This window comes from Gordonia sp. PvP123 (genome assembly GCF_040547295.1).
In the GTDB taxonomy this organism is placed as follows: domain Bacteria; phylum Actinomycetota; class Actinomycetes; order Mycobacteriales; family Mycobacteriaceae; genus Gordonia; species Gordonia terrae.
The window spans coordinates 182824-200676 of record NZ_JBEPPN010000006.1; the positions used below are offsets into that span (position 1 = coordinate 182824).

Genomic DNA, 17853 nt, shown 5'->3' on the forward strand with positions numbered 1-17853 from the left:
CGCTGGTGAACGGAGACCCGGTGTCGGCGCCGGCCTCGACGTCCCCCGAGGTGAGCGAGTGGTCGGCGGTGCGGCGCGCGGTGACCGTCGAGAGCGGACCGCAACGACTGCTGGTCGTGCCCGAGAGCACCAACCCCGGATGGCAGGCGCGGCTCGACGGGGTGTCGCTGCGGCCGGTCGTCGTCGACGGCTGGCAACAGGGCTGGATCGTTCCCGCCGGCGCTGCCGGAACCATCGACCTGACGTACCGGTTCGATTCGCTGTACCGCTGGTCGCTGGTGATCGGCCTGGCACTGATGGTGCTGTTGCTCCTCGCGGCCTGGTGGCCGTCGGCACGCCGTGCCCTGCCCGGGGAGCCCATCGTGGTCCCGGCCGGACGCGGCACCGTGCTCCTCGCCGGGGGTGCGGTGCTCGCAGCCGCGTGGCTGGTGTCGGGCTGGTGGGGGCTCGCGGCCGCCGTCGTGGTCGGCGCCGTCGCCGCCGCGCTACCGCGGAAGTCAAGCGTCACAACTGCATTCGTCGCGATGATGGCGGCGACGATCGGACTGGCGGCCGGACCGTGGCACGCCTCCGGCGGCTACCACGGCTCGCAGTGGTGGGTTCAGCTGCCGGCGCTGGTGGCGGTGTCGATGACCGCGTGGCTGGTGTTCTGGTCCGCCGTCGACGGTCGGTCCCCGACGGGTGGACTCGCGGCGTCGCGGCGCGAGCGGTTGCGACGACGACTCTCGCGGTTGCGCAGCCAGTTCCGCGTCGGCTCCTCGATGAAGGCGTAACTGGCCGCGGACACACCGATCGACAGGACGAGCGTGATCACCAGCACCAGGAGGGTGTCACCGCTGAACGGCACGATGCCGAACAGCGGGAAGACGACCGCCAGGACCGCGACGTGCCAGATGAAGATCCCGTACGACCATCTCCCGAGCGCCAGCATCACGCGCGAGGTGAGGATGCGGAACGGCCCCTCATTGCACACCAGCGGGGCGAGCAGCGCATACCCGCAGAGCGCGCCGAGCACCATCTTGGTGGCGAACTCGATCTCGGTGACGTCGCCGAGTCCGGTCGGTCCGGCGAGCCTGGTGCACGCCAGTGCATAGGCGACGGCGAGCACGCCCAGCATCAGCGGACGGTTGGCGCTGAGGCGGATCACACTCGCCATCCAGCGTCCCGAACGGGTGGTTCCGGACGCCCCGGAGGCCGAGTCGAGGACCCCGGCGATCTCGGCCAGGATCAGACCCGCGACGAACCACGGGAGGTGACCGAACACCCAGTTCTTGGTCTCCACACCGTCGGCCACCGGCAGCGAGGTACCGACCCAGGCCCAGCCCAGGCTCACCGCGCCCAGAACCACCAACGCCGGGACACGCGCACGCAGGCGACGACCACGCAGCCGCAGGAGCGCGAAGCCGATGAGCGGCAGCAGGGCGTAGAACGCGATCTCGACCGAGAGGCTCCACATCTGGGTCAGACCCGCGGTGAGCGTGAGTGGCACGAAGACCTGGGTCAACGTCAGGTTCGCCAACCAGACCTGGGCGTCGGCACCCTGCGCCTCGGGGAGCAGCAGGATCACCAGAACGACCACCACCACGTAGGCCGGCCAGATCCGCACCACCCGGTGGCGGAAGTACCTCGACACCGACGGATGTCCGCCACCGCGATGCGCGGCGTCGACCCACGGCCGCCACAGCAGGAAGCCGGAGAGCGCGAAGAACAGGGCGACCGCGAGGTCGAGGCGACCGAGTACCGGTCCGAGCACGGGGATCTCGACCGCCCGCGTCTGGAACGCCACATGGGTGACCAGGACCCCGATCGCGGCGATGGCCCGCATGCCCTCGAGCTGCGGATAGAACCGCCGGGCGGAGCCGGCGGCTGCCGGGGCGATGGGATCGGGGTCGGTGCTGGTCATGCTGCTGACAGGGTAGCCGGGACGCGTTGCGTACCCTCGCCTCCATGTCCTCGCCGTCCTCCTCGTCGCGATCAGGGCCGCCGTCCTCCGGGTTGTCGTCGGATACCGAGACCCGTCCGGAGCCGCATCGCTGGTCGGCCGCGGACCTCGCCGGCCCGACCCTGATCTTCGTCGGCGCGTTCTTGCTCGCGGTGACGATCGCCCTGCCGACGTTGCTTGTCGGCGGATTCCGCACCATCCCGCTGAGCACGGACTTCACCACGGTCGCCACCGCCGATGACGCGACGATCTTCGACCGGTGTTCGCTCGAGACCCGCTCGGCGCGCGCCGTCGACGCCGACCTCGTCCGCCAGCAACGCGTCGTCGCGGTGCAACCCTCCGACGAACACCGGGTGACCCTGCAGGCCGGGACGTCGATCCAGGCCCAGGCGCTGCGCATCGACGGCCGTGAGGTCGACCCGGGCGATCCGCGTCCCGGCGTCGACCCAGGGGGTTCTCAGGCAGATGATCCGGCGCAACCGTGCAACGACGCGACGGTCAACGCGATCAAGGACCGGGTGACGCTCGACCGGAAGAACGCGCTGCCCCGGCTCGCCGCGCGCGGGGCGTCGGAGATCCAGTACGACAGCGGTCAGGCCGCCGTCCTCGTCCCGGATCGGCGCGGCGTCACGTATCTCCTCCCGTTCGACACCGAACCGGCCGATCGGGAGTTCTTCGACGCCGTCACCCGCACCACCGTGCCGCTCGTCTACGACGACGACACCGAGGTGCACGGCCGCGACGTCGACCGGTTCCGCGCCGAGGTACCCGACACCGATCTCGCCCGCGCGGCGCTGGGCAGGCCGGTGGGCACGAATGTCACGATCACACGTCCGGCGTCGTGGTTCGGGGTCGGCGACACGAGTCGCCCGCTGACCGCGAACCTGCACCACCGCAGTTCGTGGGACCTCGCCGTCGATCCCCGGACCGGCACCATCGTCGACGCGACGATCACCGTCGACGAGGTGTACCGGTTTCCCGACGGCACGCCGGGTGTACCGGCCGACTTCGAATTGCCGCACCTGCGTGCGACATTCGCCTACGACGAGGACACCCAGACCCGGATGACGGACCTCGCCGACGATCTCGCGTCCCCGATCCTGATCTGGGGCAGGCTGGTACCGATCGGCACCGCCATCCTGGGCATCGTGGCGTTGGTGGCGGGGCTGGTGCTCACCAACCCGGCCTGGCTACCCGCCCGGTTCCGGCGCAGGGGCGCCGCGGGCGGGCAGCCGGAGTGACGAAGCGCTGCGTCAGGAAGCCGCCTCGGCGGCGAGCCTGCCGAGGGTGTCGTCGAGCTGGGCCTCGGTGACGAGCGGGAACTTCACCTTCTCGAGCAGGTCCTTGTCGGTGACCTTCGACCAGTCATAGGTGTGGCGCACGAGGGTTTCTTTGGGTCCCTGGGACTCCAGCTCCCACAGCCATTCCCACCCGGGCGGCTCGGTGCCCGCGGGCGCGGTCTTCCATGCCAGCAGCTTGTCCTTGGCGTAACCGGTGACATGATTGTCGGTCTTGTACTCGCCACCCATGTGGTCGCCGGCCATGTTCATCGTGAACACGTCCCCCACCTGCTGGATGCGGTCGGCGTGGTCGACGCCGCGGATGAAGCCCGACCCGTCGAGCGCCTGGTGCCGTTCAGGATTGGAGAGAACGTCGAACACCGCGTCGACGGGCGCCTCGATGATGCGTTGGACAGTGACCTGTGTGCTCTCGTTGTCGCTCATCACACAACACTGCCGAAACTTCGGGAACTCGGCAACGTCCGAGATGGACACGTGACTCAGCGCGCGACCGCCCACGTTCCCAGCGCGGCGATCGTGACGGCCACCGCCGCGGTCCCGGCCACCCCGATCACCGAGCCCGTGACCGTGACGATGACCAGCACCTCGACGGCGACCACCACCCAGGTGCCGAGCGCGACGCGCGTCCGGTCCCGCGCGATCGCCGACAGCAGGACGACCTGCAGGACCGCGAGTGCGGCGCCGATGTAGGCGAACAGCCACAGGATCGACACGAGGGCGTCGTAACCGTCCCCGAAGACGAACGGGACGATCGGACCGGCCGCACCGGCCAGCACGGTCAGCACCACTCCGATCCCGGCGACCACCGCGACCGCCTGTCGCAGCGAGGCCGCCGAACGCGCGGGATCGGCGAGGCGGGGATAGAAGACGACGCCGATGGCCTGCGGGAGCCAGAAGGCCACCTTGGTCGCGATCGCCCCGAGTGCGTACACCCCGACCGCCTCGGCATCGAGAACCCGGGGTGAGAGCAACAGGTCGATCGACGAGGCGACGATGAGCACCAGCTGGACCTGCGATGCGCGGACCACGCTGAGCACCCCGGCGGCACCCGACGGCGCGCCTGCGGGCCGCCCGACCGTCGCCACCGACCACACCACGAGCCAGACGACGACCGCCGAGGCCGCGGCACCCAGCGTCCCGGCCAGGAGTCCGCCCGCCGGCCCGGCGCCGGCCGCGAACGCCCCGATGATCGGCATCGACCGGGCGACACCGACCGCGGCCAGCACCCAGGACAGCACCTGGAACTCGCCGCGCCCCTGGAGAATCCCCTGACCTGCGGCGATGAGCGCGAGCAGCGGCGCCGAGGCGAGTGCTGCCGCCGTCGTCGCGACATCGGTGCGCAACAACAGCGCGACCAGCGGGGTGGCGACGGCGGTGAGCACGACGACCCAGAAGGTCGTCACCAGGCCCAGCCTGCGGAGCCGTCCTTCGTCGCCGCCGAGGACGATCTCCCGGGCGATCACGTTCTGCAGCGCCATCGCCGGCACGCCGAGCACGAGCATCGCCGACAGCAGGACCGCGAATTCGCCGTACTCGCTGACGTCGAGGAAGTGCGCACTCGCGGTGAGGTGCACCACGTACATGCAGACGTTGGCCACCATCGAACCGACCGCCACCGACCCGACGGCGCCGACCGTGCCCGTTCTCCGGCGCGTCTGCTGCATGGACCAAGTGTGCCGACCTCGACGTCGCGGCGTCGCACGGGGCGGGCACGAGGTAGCGCGGGGGACGCGGGCGATCTGCTTTGCACGTGCAGTCGTGCATAGGCAACGATGGGGCGGTTGCTGTTGCCGAGCGCGGGATCCACCGATCGCGCGTGTTCACCGGACCGAGAGACCCTGATGTACGACGACAACCCCACCTACGACGCCGAGTCGACCGACATCGGTTCGCGCATCGACCCGGTGCTGGCGCGGAGCTGGCTGCTGGTCAACGGCTCCCACTATGCGAAGTTCGAGCCGGCGTCCCGTTCGCGTGCCGACATCGTCGTGTTGGACATCGAGGACGCGGTGGCCCCCAAGGACAAGGTCGCCGCGCGCGACAACGTCGTCCGCTGGCTCGGGCCGAAGGACGGCACGCACGGCCCCGGCGCCGGAGACTGGGTCCGTGTCAACGGGTTCGGCACGCCGTGGTGGGCCGACGACCTCGACGCCCTGTCGCAGACCGCCGTCGGCGGCGTGATGCTGGCGATGGTCGAGTCCGTCGACCATGTCACCGAGACCGCCAAGCGCCTACCCGGCCTGCCCATCGTGGCGCTCGTGGAGACCGCGCGCGGACTCGAGCGCATCAGTGAGATCGCGGCCACGAAGGGCACGTTCCGTCTCGCGTTCGGCATCGGGGACTTCCGCCGCGACACCGGATTCGGCGACGACCCGCAGACCCTCGCGTACGCCCGTTCACGTTTCACCATCGCGGCGAAGGCCGCCCACCTGCCGAGCGCCATCGACGGGCCGACGGTCGGTTCGAGTGCCCTGAAGCTCAGCGAGGCGACCGCGGTGAGCGCCGAGTTCGGCATGACCGGCAAGATCTGCCTCACCCCGAGTCAGTGCGCCCAGGTCAACGAGGGCCTGTCCCCCTCGCAGGACGAGATCACCTGGGCCCGGGAGTTCTTCGCCGAGTTCGAGCGCGACGGCGGTGAGATCCGCAACGGTTCCGACCTGCCGCGGATCGCACGGGCGACCAAGATCCTGGACCTGGCCCGGTCGTACGGCATCACCGAATCCGACTACGACGACGATCCGGTGCACGCTCCCGCGCCGTCGGACACCCACCACTTCTGAAGGGGATCGCCGCGGTGACTCCCCGACGACTGCTGCCGGCCCTGTACGGCACCAGTATCGGTGCGACCGCGGTGATCCTGGCGCCGCTGCTGCCAGGGCTGATCGGCATCGGCGACCGGTATCTGCTGTATCGCGATGCGGTGTCCACGCCGCGCACCCACGTCACGGACACCACGCTCGGGATCGGCGACCTACCGCCACGCGCCGTGCCGCAGGACTGGTTCCTCGCGATGGCGAGCACCGTCGTCGACGGCGGCATCGTCGTGCTGGCGGTTCTCGCCGCGGCCCTGGTGTTCGCCGGTGTCGGCTACGGACGGCTGGCGGCCCGACTGGTCCCGGACGCCGGCCGCACGGGTGCCGCGGCCGCCGCGCTCGTCGCGGTGTGGAATCCCTATGTCGCCGAACGGCTCCTGCAGGGTCACTGGAGTCTGCTGGCCGGGTTTGCGGCACTGGGGTGGATTCTCGTCGCGGTCCTCGACCTGCGGGAACGCCCGCAGGGTGAGCCGGCACCAAGCGCAGCGAGGCGAGACAATCCGCTGGTTGAGCCGGCACCGAGCGAAGCCGCCGGGTCGAGTAAGCGACGAAGGAGCGCATCGAGATCGAGGAGCCGAGTCGAAGCCACCCGGCGACCGGACCCCCGAGCGCACACCGTCCGGCTTCTTCAGCTGGGCGGGCTGTTCGCCGTCGCCGGGCTGACGCCCACCGGTTCCGTCCTCGCCGGAATCGTCTTCGCGACAGCGCTTCTGGCACGACCGATCGGGCTGCGACCCACGGCCGTCGCCGTCGCGCTCTGGGTCCTCAGCGCCCTGCCCTGGTTGCTGACGTCCCTGATCACCGACGCCCCGACCACATCGGCGGCCGCCGGGGTCGAGGCGTTCGGCCTGCGGTCGGAGCCGTGGCTCGGGCCCGTGGGCACGGTCGGGTCACTGGGCGGGATCTGGAACGCCGACGCGGTGCCGGCGAGCCGGACCATCGGATGGGCCGCGGTGGCCACCATCTGCCTGCTCCTCGTCGTCGCGGTCGGCGCCGGCCACCTGTGGCGCCGTCGCCGGCAGCTCGATCCGCTCGTCCGCGCCATCGCCGTGCTGGCGTCGGTCACCGCGATCCTGTTGCTGCTGAGCACCTTCGGACCGGTCCGGGCCGGCCTGGGGTTCGTCGTCGAACACGTCGGTGGCGGTGGGCTCCTCCGCGACACCCAGAAGTTCTCGGCGCTCCTCGTCCCGGCGGTCGCGGTCTGCGTCGCGGCGGCCGTGGCGGCGGCGAGGCGGCGTGTCCCTTCGGGATTCGCGTTCGCCGCGGTCGCATTGCTCGTGGTGGCACCGCTCCCCGACCTCGCGTGGGGAGTCGGTGGTGCGGTGCGCGCGATCGACTATCCCGACGAGTGGCGGCAGGTCGCCGACATCGTCCCGCCGGAACGCGGTTCGGTCGCCCTGTGGCCGCCCGGCACGGTCCGCGAGTATCCCTTCGCTCGCGATCCGTCCCTCGATCCCGCCGCTCGGATGTTCCGCGCGCCGGTCGTCGAATCCGGTGAGCTCCGGGTCGACGGGGAAGTGATCGATCCCGCCGGAGAACACGCCGCAGCCGTGACGCGGGTACTGGAGTCCGGCGGGTCACCGGCCGCGCTCGCCGCGCTCGGCGTCGGGTGGGTGCTGGTCGAGAACGACGATCCGCCTGCGCAACTCGCCGTGTCGGGGCACATGGTCTTCGACGGGCCGTCGCTGCGGTTGTATCAGGTGACCGGCCCGGCGGATCGATCCGCCGACGACGCCGACCGCGCGATCGCGACCGGCGCGCACCTCGCGTGGGCCGCGCTGCTCGTCGCGGGCCTGATCAGCGCCGGCGTCGGCGTGGCGCGGACGACACGGCGTCGAACGTCGCCATGAATCCGTCGCACGTCGCCGACCACGAGTAGCGACTCGCCTTGGCTTGCGCGTTCCGTCCGAGCCGGCCCGACTCATCCGGATTGTCGATGAGTTTCCTCGTCGCACTGGCGAGTTCGTCGACACCGTCGACCAGCAGCCCGGTGTGTCCGTCGTCGATCGAGTCGGCGAGTCCGACCGCACTGCGATAACCGATCGTCGGGACACCGTGCTGAGCGGCTTCGACGACGGCGAGGCCCCATCCCTCCTTGCGCGACGGCATGAGGTGGACCCGGGCCCGGGCGAGGAGTTCGTGCTTGCGTCGTTCGTCCACGTGGCCGTGGAACGTGACCGCCCCGGTCACCGCGAGTTCGGCTGCGGCACGGTGCAGTTCGTCCGACCACCAACCGCCGCCGATGACATCGAGGTGGGCGTCGACCCCGTCGCGACGCAACCGTGCGAGCACGGTCAGCGCGTCCTCGACCTGCTTGTGCGGAACCAGCCGCGACAACACGCAGAGCCGAACCGGGTCGTCGAACATGGCGTCGCCGGCGCGATCGGGCGCCTCGATGCCCTCGGGCAGCGGATCGATCCCGTTGCGCACGACCGCGATCCGCTCGGCGTCCACCCCGAGTGCGACGAGCTCGGACTTCGACGGCGTGGAGACGGTGACGTACCGATTGCGACGATGGATCCGGGGCGACACCCGCGACTCGAGAAACCACCCGATGTGGCCGAGGAGGCGACCGGCCACCGGCCACTGCTCACGGTGACAGTGGTGGACGAGGACGACCGTCGGCGCCGGCGACACCAGCACCGAGAAGAACGGCACACCGTTCTGTGTGTCGACGACGACGTCCGGTCGGCACCCCGCCAGCGGTCCCAGACCGAACCGACCGCCGAGGATCGTCGCGAGCATGCGCGGATACACACTGATGCGTCCGCCGGCACGGATGAACCGCATGCCGTCCCGCTGCTCCTCGCGGACGGACCCGGGGTAGGCGGAGGTGAGGAAGGTGACGGTCGCGCCGCGTCGGGCCAGTTCGGCGCCCACGCGTTCCAGATAGGTCTCACTGCCGCCGCCCTGGGGGTGGCGGGTGTCCCGCCAGCACAGGAGCAGGACGTTCGACGGTGCGCGCATTGTCGGTCAGCCTACCGACCGGAGGGTGAACGCCGGTACCCGCCGCACTAGAGTGACCCGACGATGACGACTCCACTCTCCGGTGCGCGGATGGCCCGGCTCGCCACCCTGCGCCGCGCCGCGGGACTGCTGAACGACTTCCGCTTCGAGCAGTCCGATCCCGCGCGGTTCTACGGCGCGCTGGCCGCCGACACCGCGAGCATGGTCGAGGCGTTCGTGCCGGATCTCGCCGGCGCCGCTCCCGACGGGGCGGTGGTCCTCGATGTGGGCGGCGGCCCCGGGTACTTCGCCGACGCCTTCCGCGCCCGGGGCGCCCACTACGTCTCCGTCGAACCCGATCCCACCGAGATGCACGCCGGCGGGCTCGAGCATCGCGGGTCGGTCCGCGGATCGGGCCAGGCGCTCCCCTTCGCCGACGGTTGCGTCGACGTGTGCCTGTCGTCGAACGTCGTCGAACACACGCCGACCCCGTGGCAGATGGCCGACGAGATGCTGCGGGTGACGCGTCCCGGCGGCGTCGTGATCATCAGCTACACGCTGTGGTGGGGACCGTTCGGCGGTCACGAGATGGGCCTGACGCACTATCTCGGCGGCCATCGGGCGGCCCGGCTGTACACCCGACGCCACGGCCGCCCGCCCAAGAACCTCTACGGCACATCGCTGTTCGCGGTCTCGGCGGCCGACGGCCTGCGCTGGGCCCGTGCGGCAGCCGGCAGTGGTCGCGCCGAACTCGTCGCGGCGTTCCCGCGCTACATCCCGCGCTGGATGTGGTGGGTCATGCGCGTGCCGGTGCTCCGCGACGTCCTCGGTACCAATCTGGTGCTCGTCCTGCGGCGACGCTGAGGATCCGGTTGCGCTCGGTCCACTGCTGGTTGAGCCGGGACCGAGCGGAGCCGCCGGGCCGAGCAAGCGACGAAGGAGCGCGTCGAGGTCGAGGACCCGAGTCGAAGCCACCTCCGCACCCGGTGCCCGGACTACTCCGCAGCGAGGTCCGCAGTGCAGTTGAGGGTGCCGCCCTGGCTGGTGGCGGCGGCGAGCTGTTCACCGTCGGCGAGGATGGCGCACGACACCGGGCCGCGAACCACGATGGCGGACAGGCTCGCACGGGTCCCCTCGAGTTGCACCCGCTGCGACCAGGGTGACCCCGTCGCCGGGATCACGGTCGGCGACCCCGGGCCACGACGGAATGTGAGCGCGACGACGTCGCCGTTCCCGGTCAGCTGGTAGGTGATGGTTCCGGAGCGCTGCGTCGTCGTCGTGGTCGACGTCGTCTCCTCGGTGGTCGTGGTGCTCGACGGCGTCGTCGCGCTGGTCGTCGCCGGTTCGCTCGACTCGGTGATCGACGACGATGCCGCGCTGGTGGAATCACCATCGCCCGAGCGGATCACCAACACGACGACCAACCCGAGCACCACCAGCGCGATCAGGGCGGCCAGCGCCAGCCCGATCGTCCGCCCCTTCGATCCGGAGCCACGGGGCGGCTCACCACCGGCCGGCGCGTCGTACGGCGAGGACGCGTACGGCGCACCGCCGGTGTACTGGGGATCGGCGTACTGGGGATCGGTGTACGGGCCCGGATACGGCTGCCCGCCCTGGTGCGGCTCGGTGTACGGACCCGGTTGGTGCGGCTCGGTATAGGGGCCGGGATAGGGCTGCCCGGGCTGCTGCTCGGTGTAGGCCTGCGACGGCGGCGCCGACGGGTCGAAGTCCGGGTCGAACTGCCGGGTCTCCGGCGGGTCGTTGCGCGGATCGTTGGGATCGCCCTCAGGTGGTCGGGTCATGCGGACGATTCTGTCATCCGCGGATCGGTCCCGACCCGACCACCACGAACCTGCGTCAAATGTCGGCGATCGCTTCGAGCGGTCCGGTGCGCGCGGCACGAACGGCCGGCCACAGGGCGGCCAGCACGCCGACGATCGCCGACGCCACGAGAGTGATCACGATGAGCGACCACGGGATCACCGGTGCGCCCAGCCCCCATTCGGCGAGCGTGCGTACCAGCGCGACGCCGATGACGGTCCCCAGCAGCACACCCAGGACGGCACCGAAGATCGAGATCAGCACCGACTCGAGATAGATCGACCGCCGGACCTGGGCCCGGACCATGCCGATCGCCCGCAACATCCCGATCTCCCGTTTGCGTTCGACCACCGACAGCGCGAGCGTGTTGATGATGCCGAGCACCGCGATCAGCAGGGCCAACCCGAGCATCGCGTACAGCGTGCCGAGCATCTGGTCGATCTGCGACGAGATCTGACCCTTGAACTGGTCACGGTCCTGGATCTGGACCGTGAGGTATGCGGCCGTCGCCTCCTCGAGGTTGCTGCGCAGGGTGTCGAGATCTGTGCCCGGGGCAGCGTTCACGAAGAGCGTGACGTTGACCCGCGCGAAGGGCGGGACCAGTTTCTCGTAGACATCGGGACCCACCACCCACGGTTGCAGCGCCTCGTTGTCGGCGTAGACGCCGGCGATCGGAACCCGGACCTGATCGCCCGTCGCGGAGGTGAACGTGACCACGTCGCCTCGCTTCCAGCCGTTCGACTTGCCGGTCCGCTCGCTGATGAGCATCCCGTCGGCGGGCAGATCCGACGACGCGCCGTCCTGCATGTCCATCACGGTCACGCTGTTCAGCGGTCCGCCGAGCGCCGAGAAGCCGGTCTCCGACTTGTCGTCGACCTTGGCCTGGACGATGCCGAACGACACCACCTCGGCGACACCCGGCACACCGTCGATCGCCCCGGTCACCGCCGACGGCAACGGCGACTGGTTGGTGCCCGCGACGATGTAGTCGGCGGTGATACCCGCGTCGACGGCGTCGTCGACCGTGCCCTTGAACGACTGTCCGAGGGTGCCGATGATCGCGACCAGCATCAGTCCGAGCGTGAGCGCGAACGCCGTCGCGGCAGAGCGACGTGGGTTACGGACGGCGTTGGTCCGGGCCAGGCGACCGATCATGCCGAACGGTGCGCCGATGACGCGGCCGAGCACGCTGACGAACGGGCGGGCGATCGACGGGCCGATGAGGACGGCCGACAGCACCGCACCCGCGGCGCCGGCACCCACCGTGACCGCGGGACCCGCTCCTTCGCCCATCGCACCGATGACGATCGCGGCGATCGACGCGACGCCGATGACGGTCCCGAGGATGGTGCGGTTGCGCAACGAGGCCGACCCCTCGGCGGCCGATGCGCGCATCGCCTCCACCGGCGGCACCCGGGCAGCTCTCGCCGCGGGCACCCACGCGCTGACCATCGTCACCACGACGCCGACCAGGATGCCGGCCAGGATCGCTTCCGGACCGACGGCCAGCTCACCGTCGGGCAGGCCGGACGTCGCACTGGTGATCGCCTTCAGACCGGCGGCCAGCGCGATACCGATGGCGAGGCCGAGCGCGCCGCCGAGCACGCCGACCACGAATGCCTCGAACAGCACCGACCGCGACACCTGACGCTGGCTCGCGCCGACCGCCCGGAGCAGTGCGAACTCCCGGTTCCGCTGCGCGACGATCATCGAGAACGTGTTGTAGATGATGAAGGTGCCGACCACGAGACCGATCGCGGCGAACGCCAGCAGGATGTATTGGAAGATCTGCAGGAACTCGTTGACCTGCGCCTTCTGGTCTTCACGGACCTGATCGCCGGTGCGGACGTCGTAGAGATCCGCGTCGGCGCCGAGCGCGGCGATGATGCGTTCCTGCAACTGTTCCGGGGTGACCCCGGCGACGGCCGACATGTCGACGACCCCCACATGCTGACCGTCGGTGAACAACCGGGCCGACGTCGCGGCATCGAACTGCGCGTTGACGTAGCCGCCGGTCGAGCTGGGCGCGTCGACGAGACCGACCACGGTGACCTCGAGCGGTGTCGATTCGCCCTGGCCGACGACGACCTTCGTCTTCGACCCCACCGTCAGGCCGGCGGATTCGGCGGCCGACGTGTTCAACACGATCTCGCCGGCGTTCTCGGGGCCGCGCCCGCCCGGCAGGATCCGCGACTCGTCCGGGTCGAGGGCCTCCGCGGGCGGGATGTAGGTGCTGCCGACGCTCGGGGCGCCACCGGTCTGGATGGCCTTGCCGCCGGAGTCGGCGACCGTGATCAGGCCGTTGTTGTTGACGACGAGCTTGTCGATGCCGAACTGCGCGCGCTGATCCCGAAGTTGATCGACGATCGAGTTCGGCACTCCCGGTGACTGTCGGTCGGCGGGGGTCACCTCGACGGCCACGCCCTGGGCCGCGCTGTCGAAGATGTCGTTGAACGCCTTCGAGATGGACCCGGTGAACACCATCGACCCGGCCACGAAGGAAGTGCCGAGGACGATCGAGAAGAGCGTCAGGAAGAGTCGGAGCTTGTGCGCGCGCAGGTTTCGGAGCGAAACCCTGCGCATCACCGAGGAGGAGGCCACGGCTCAGTGCGCTCTGGCGGTGTCGGGCGCAGGCACGTTGTCCAGGTTCTTCATGACCTCGAAGACGTCGTCGGCGGAGGGCCGCGAGAGCTCCTGCACGATCTGGCCGTCGGCCAGGAACACCACGCGGTCGGCATACGACGCGGCGCGCGGATCGTGGGTCACGATGACGACGGTCTGCTTGAACTCGTCGGTCGCCGCCCGCAGGATCGACAGCACTTCGCCGGAGGACCGGGAGTCCAGGTTGCCCGTCGGCTCGTCGCCGAAGATGATCGACGGCTTGCCGATCAGCGCGCGGGCACACGCCACGCGCTGTTGCTGACCACCCGACAACTCACTCGGGAGATGTCCCAGCCGGTCGGTGATACCCAGCCGGGCCACCACGGCGTCGAACCATTCGGTGTCGACGGTCCGGCCGGCGATGTCGACCGGCAGCGTGATGTTCTCCTTCGCCGTCAGTGTCGGCACGAGGTTGAACGCCTGGAAGACGAAGCCGATGCGGTCGCGACGCAGCATCGTCATCGCCTTGTCCGACAACGCGGTGAGATCGGTGTCGCCGATGAACACCTTGCCGTCGCTCGCGACGTCGAGGCCGGCGAGGCAGTGCATCAGGGTGGATTTGCCCGACCCCGACGGCCCCATGATGGCGGTGAACTCGCCCTCTCGGAACGAAATCGAGACACTCTTCAGGGCTTCGACGGCGGTGTCGCCGACGCCGTACCGCTTGGAAAGGTTGTCGGCTCCGGCAGCCACCGCGTGCTTGGGCGCCCCGGAATCATCGCCACCGTCGTCTCGAGCGGCCACATCAGTCGTCGTCATGCCATCAACCGTGCCAAATCCTGCGCCGGTTGGCCATCAGGTATCACCCTGACCCCACCCTGAGGGCCAGTGACCTTGGGCACTACTTCGGGATCTGGACCTCGAAGGAGTGCACTCGGTTGGGCGATCCGACATTGTCCGACACCACGAGGAGGGTGCGGGTGCGGGTCTTGGCGAACGGGTTGTCGGGGTGCCAGTTGCCCCAGGCCAGACCGGACATGTTGCCGGTGAGCAGACGCGGGGTCGCGACCGTGGAGAAGATCCGACGCTTGGTCATCGCCTTCTCGCGCCCGCTCAGCTTCTTCTTGTTCGTCACCGAGGTGGCACCCCGGGTCGTCGTCCAGAAGATGTTCGCGAGGTTGCCCGGCCCGCGTTCGAGCACGAGGAAATCGGTCGAGTTGACGGCGAGCACATCGGCGGCCACCTTGTTGGCGTCGGTGCGGTAGACGAACTCGCGGTTGCTCTTGCCGAAGGTCAGCAGACGGGCCGACCGCGCGGCGTCCTGCCGGAGTCCGCCGGCCGTGAGGACGCTGACCTGCCCCTGGGGCCCGACGGCCGCGCCGGTCAGCCCGCGCTGGCCGGCCAGACCCGACTTCGGCGACGGGCGCCATGCCGACGGGAGGGGGAGGTCGCGGATGACCTGCCCGATGGGGCCGATCTGACGGACGAACTGGTTGTTGCCGCCGCTGACCACGGTGTAACCGCCGGCCGACTGCCGGATGCCCTCGAACTGGGCCTGGCCGGGCAGCAGCGGGAGGAACCACGGGCCGAGGACGGTGCCGCCGCCGTTGATCCGCGGTTGCCCGACAAACGACGCGTTGACCGATGTGTAGCCGATCGAGGCGGTGAAGAAGCGCGCAGGCAGCACGTCTTCGGCGATCAGCACGTAGCTGCCGTTACCGGTCCGGTCGATTCCGGAGATCCGGTTCACCGTGGGGAGGCCGTCGCCGATCGTCGTCGAATCGGTGAAGAACGCCGACACACCCGCCCCGGAAGGCGGTGTCGCCGAAGCCGGTTGGACCGCGATCGGGGAGGCCAGACCCAACACGCAGGCACCGGCGATCGAGGCGCCCCACACACGTAACTTCATGAGGGGCACGATACCTCAACCGTCACTTCTGACCCATCTGTTCATTCGGCCTCGGACCGCGGGCTGCAGTTCGGGTGTCAGGCCAGACGCTGCTTCAGGCCGTCCAGCTCGTCACGCAGTGAACTCGGCAGCTTCTCGCCGACGAAGTCGAAGAGCTCCTCGATCGACGGGATCTCCTCGCGCCACTCCTCGGGCTTGAAGGCGAGCGCCTCGGCGACGTCCTCGGCCGGCACGTCCAGGCCGCTGACGTCGATCGACTCGGGCTTCGCGACGATGCCGATGGGGGTCTCGATGCCCTCGGCCTCACCCTCGATGCGCTCGATGATCCACTTCAGCACGCGGCTGTTCTCGCCGAATCCGGGCCACAGGAAGCGCTTGTCGTCGCCGCGGCGGAACCAGTTGACGTAGAAGACCTTCGGCAGCTTGGACTCGTCGGCGTTCTTGCCGATGTTCACCCAGTGCTGCAGGTAGTCGCCGACGTGGTAGCCCATGAACGGCAGCATCGCCATCGGGTCGCGGCGCACCGTGCCGACCTTGCCCTCGGCGGCGGCCGTCTGCTCGGAGCCGACGGTGGCGCCCATGAAGACACCGGTCTGCCAATCGCGGGCCTCGGTCACCAGGGGCACGGTGGTCTTGCGACGGCCACCGAACAGGATCGCCGAGATCGGCACGCCCTTCGGGTCATCCCACTCGTCGGCCAGCGACGGGCACTGCGAGATCGGGGTGCAGTAGCGCGAATTGGGATGCGCGGCCTTGTGATCGGACTCCGGGGTCCAGTCGTTGCCGAGCCAGTCGGTGAGGTGCGCCGGCGCCTCACCGTCGATGTCCTCCCACCAGATGTCGCCGTCGTCCGTGCGAGCAACGTTGGTGTACAACGTGTTTCCGGCTTCGATGGTCTTCATCGCGTTGGGGTTGGAGTCGTAGCTGGTGCCGGGGGCGACGCCGAAGAAACCGAACTCCGGGTTGATCGCGTAGAGGCGGCCGTCGTCACCGAAGCGCATCCAGGCGATGTCGTCGCCGACGGTCTCGGCCTTCCAGCCGGGGATGGTCGGCTGCAGCATCGCGAGATTGGTCTTGCCGCAGGCGCTCGGGAACGCCGCGGCGATGTAGTAGACCTTGTTCGCCGGGCTGGTCAGCTTGAGGATCAGCATGTGCTCGGCCATCCAGCCCTCGTCACGGGCGATGACCGAGGCGATGCGCAGTGCGTAGCACTTCTTGCCGAGCAGTGCGTTGCCGCCGTACCCCGAACCGAACGACCAGATCTCGCGGGTCTCCGGGAAGTGGGTGATGTACTTCTCGGTGTTGCAGGGCCACGGGACGTCGGCCTGGCCGGGCTCGAGCGGCGCGCCGACCGAGTGCAGCGCCTTCACGAAGAAGCCGTCCTCACCCAGGATCTCCAGGACGCGGGGTCCGACGCGGGTCATGATCTTCATCGACAGCACGACGTACTCGGAGTCGGTGAGCTCGACCCCGAGCTTGGGGTCGTCGGAGTCCAGGGGGCCCATGCAGAACGGGATGACGAACATCGTGCGACCGCGCATGCTGCCGCGGTAGAGCTCGGTCATCGTGGAGCGCATCTCGGCGGGGTCGACCCAGTTGTTGGTGGGGCCGGCGTCCTCTTCGGCCTCCGAGCAGATGTAGGTCCGCGACTCCACGCGAGCCACGTCGGCGGGATCGGAGCTGGCGAGGAACGAGTTCGGCTTCTTCTCCTCGTTCAGCTTGACCAGGGTGCCGGCCTTCACGAGGTCGGCCGTCAGGCGCTCCCACTCCTCGTCGCTGCCGTCCGACCACACCACCCGGTCGGGCTGGGTCAGCTCGGCGACCTCGGCCACCCAGGCCAGCAGTCCCGCGTGCTTCGTCGGAGCGCTACTCGGGTCCAGTCCGGGAATGGTGGCTGCGGTCATCGTTGGGGCCTCCTCCGAGGTGGTGGCCGTTTGGAATGGCCACCTGTCAGGTCGTCTCGTCGTCCAGGATACGTACACCGAACAGGCGCTAGGTCACGGGGTTCGCGAGGTGCGGTCTACGCCACACTTGGGCAACAGATGACCAAAGTCCCTGGTGATCGCACGCGCTCCGGTCTCGGCGCGACGCGGACCGGTTCGAGGCGCGAGTCACCGGTCAGCCGATCCGTCCCGAACCGCCGGAGATCCAGTCGCCGGTGTCCGGGTCGAGCACCGCGGAACGGAACTCGCCGTCCGCACCGATCTCGGTGATCTTGTCGACCTGCCCATCCCGATCGCTGTCCGTGTACACGGTAAACCCGTCGGGACCGTTGCGGGTCAGGGAGTCGTTGATCCCATCATTGTCGGTGTCGACCTCGGCGGGCCCGAGATCCCAGATCCGGCCGTCGTCGTGCATCCACAGATGGTCGTCGAGGTCATCGACCACGGGTGACTCGTGCAGCGCGGCCACCGACTCGACAGATCGGGTGTCGTCGGCGGCCCCCACCCCACCGAACAGGGACGACTCGTCCGGACGATCCGGTTCCGGGGCGTCGTCGGGGAACATCGGGTCCATCGG

The 17853-nt window shown here is 69.6% G+C and carries 14 protein-coding genes; 4 read left to right on the top strand and 10 right to left on the bottom strand.

The genetic code is table 11. The features are described 5' to 3' along the window. Positions 1–601: 601 nt before the first annotated feature. Entirely contained in the window at positions 602–1903 is a 1302-nt protein-coding gene (locus ABIC25_RS13340) for an acyltransferase family protein (RefSeq protein ID WP_354561820.1), read from the bottom strand. 44 nt (positions 1904–1947) lie between these two features. On the opposite strand from ABIC25_RS13340, the gene pgfA reads away from it, so the two are divergent. Continuing rightward, the gene (pgfA, locus tag ABIC25_RS13345) at positions 1948–3183 is read left to right on the top strand and encodes a cell envelope lipid trafficking protein PgfA (protein ID WP_354561821.1); all 1236 of its coding nucleotides are present in this window, start codon (positions 1948–1950) and stop codon (positions 3181–3183) included. 12 nt (positions 3184–3195) lie between these two features. Here pgfA and ABIC25_RS13350 read toward each other — a convergent pair whose 3' ends face one another. Together ABIC25_RS13350 and ABIC25_RS13355 are read right to left on the bottom strand one after the other, a co-directional pair. Then, the gene (locus ABIC25_RS13350; protein ID WP_354561822.1) at positions 3196–3666 is read right to left on the bottom strand and encodes an SRPBCC family protein; all 471 of its coding nucleotides are present in this window, start codon (positions 3664–3666) and stop codon (positions 3196–3198) included. Between the two features lie 56 nt (positions 3667–3722). Beyond that, positions 3723–4907, bottom strand: a complete 1185-nt coding sequence (locus ABIC25_RS13355) for an MATE family efflux transporter (protein ID WP_354561824.1) — start codon at positions 4905–4907, stop codon at positions 3723–3725. A 177-nt stretch (positions 4908–5084) separates the two neighbouring features. Between ABIC25_RS13355 and ABIC25_RS13360 the strand changes: the two genes are divergently transcribed. Continuing rightward, positions 5085–6023: an HpcH/HpaI aldolase/citrate lyase family protein gene (locus tag ABIC25_RS13360; protein ID WP_101820836.1), complete on the top strand. Its 939-nt coding sequence runs from the start codon at positions 5085–5087 to the stop codon at positions 6021–6023. 14 nt (positions 6024–6037) lie between these two features. Continuing rightward, the gene (locus ABIC25_RS13365; RefSeq protein WP_354561825.1) at positions 6038–7906 is read left to right on the top strand and encodes an MmpA family trehalose lipid delivery protein; all 1869 of its coding nucleotides are present in this window, start codon (positions 6038–6040) and stop codon (positions 7904–7906) included. Here the strand turns inward: ABIC25_RS13365 and ABIC25_RS13370 are convergent. Beyond that, a complete protein-coding gene (locus tag ABIC25_RS13370) occupies positions 7854–9023 on the bottom strand; it encodes a glycosyltransferase family 4 protein (protein ID WP_354561826.1) in 1170 nt (389 codons plus the stop codon). The genes ABIC25_RS13365 and ABIC25_RS13370 overlap by 53 nt on opposite strands. Before the next feature lie 63 nt (positions 9024–9086). Between ABIC25_RS13370 and ABIC25_RS13375 the strand changes: the two genes are divergently transcribed. After that, complete coding sequence (locus tag ABIC25_RS13375) at positions 9087–9866, top strand: class I SAM-dependent methyltransferase (RefSeq protein WP_248643898.1); 780 nt, start codon at positions 9087–9089, stop codon at positions 9864–9866. Positions 9867–9997: 131 nt separating this feature from the next. On the opposite strand, the gene ABIC25_RS13380 is transcribed toward ABIC25_RS13375, so the two are convergent. The 6 genes from ABIC25_RS13380 to ABIC25_RS13405 all read right to left on the bottom strand — a co-directional run bounded on the left by ABIC25_RS13380 (position 9998) and on the right by ABIC25_RS13405 (position 17850). After that, positions 9998–10804 (bottom strand): hypothetical protein, encoded by an 807-nt coding sequence (locus tag ABIC25_RS13380; protein WP_354561827.1) that lies wholly within the window; start codon positions 10802–10804, stop codon positions 9998–10000. A 55-nt stretch (positions 10805–10859) separates the two neighbouring features. Beyond that, entirely contained in the window at positions 10860–13406 is a 2547-nt protein-coding gene (locus ABIC25_RS13385; RefSeq protein ID WP_354562031.1) for an ABC transporter permease, read from the bottom strand. 21 nt (positions 13407–13427) lie between these two features. Beyond that, on the bottom strand, positions 13428–14243 hold the full coding sequence (locus ABIC25_RS13390; RefSeq protein ID WP_101820766.1) for an ABC transporter ATP-binding protein: 816 nt from the start codon (positions 14241–14243) through the stop codon (positions 13428–13430). A gap of 82 nt (positions 14244–14325) precedes the next feature. Beyond that, positions 14326–15333, bottom strand: a complete 1008-nt coding sequence (locus ABIC25_RS13395) for an esterase-like activity of phytase family protein (protein WP_064569386.1) — start codon at positions 15331–15333, stop codon at positions 14326–14328. 77 nt (positions 15334–15410) lie between these two features. Further along, positions 15411–17237, bottom strand: a complete 1827-nt coding sequence (locus ABIC25_RS13400) for a phosphoenolpyruvate carboxykinase (GTP) (protein ID WP_004023759.1) — start codon at positions 17235–17237, stop codon at positions 15411–15413. A 214-nt stretch (positions 17238–17451) separates the two neighbouring features. Then, positions 17452–17850 (bottom strand): DUF6802 family protein, encoded by a 399-nt coding sequence (locus ABIC25_RS13405; RefSeq protein ID WP_354561829.1) that lies wholly within the window; start codon positions 17848–17850, stop codon positions 17452–17454. Positions 17851–17853 lie beyond the last annotated feature (3 nt).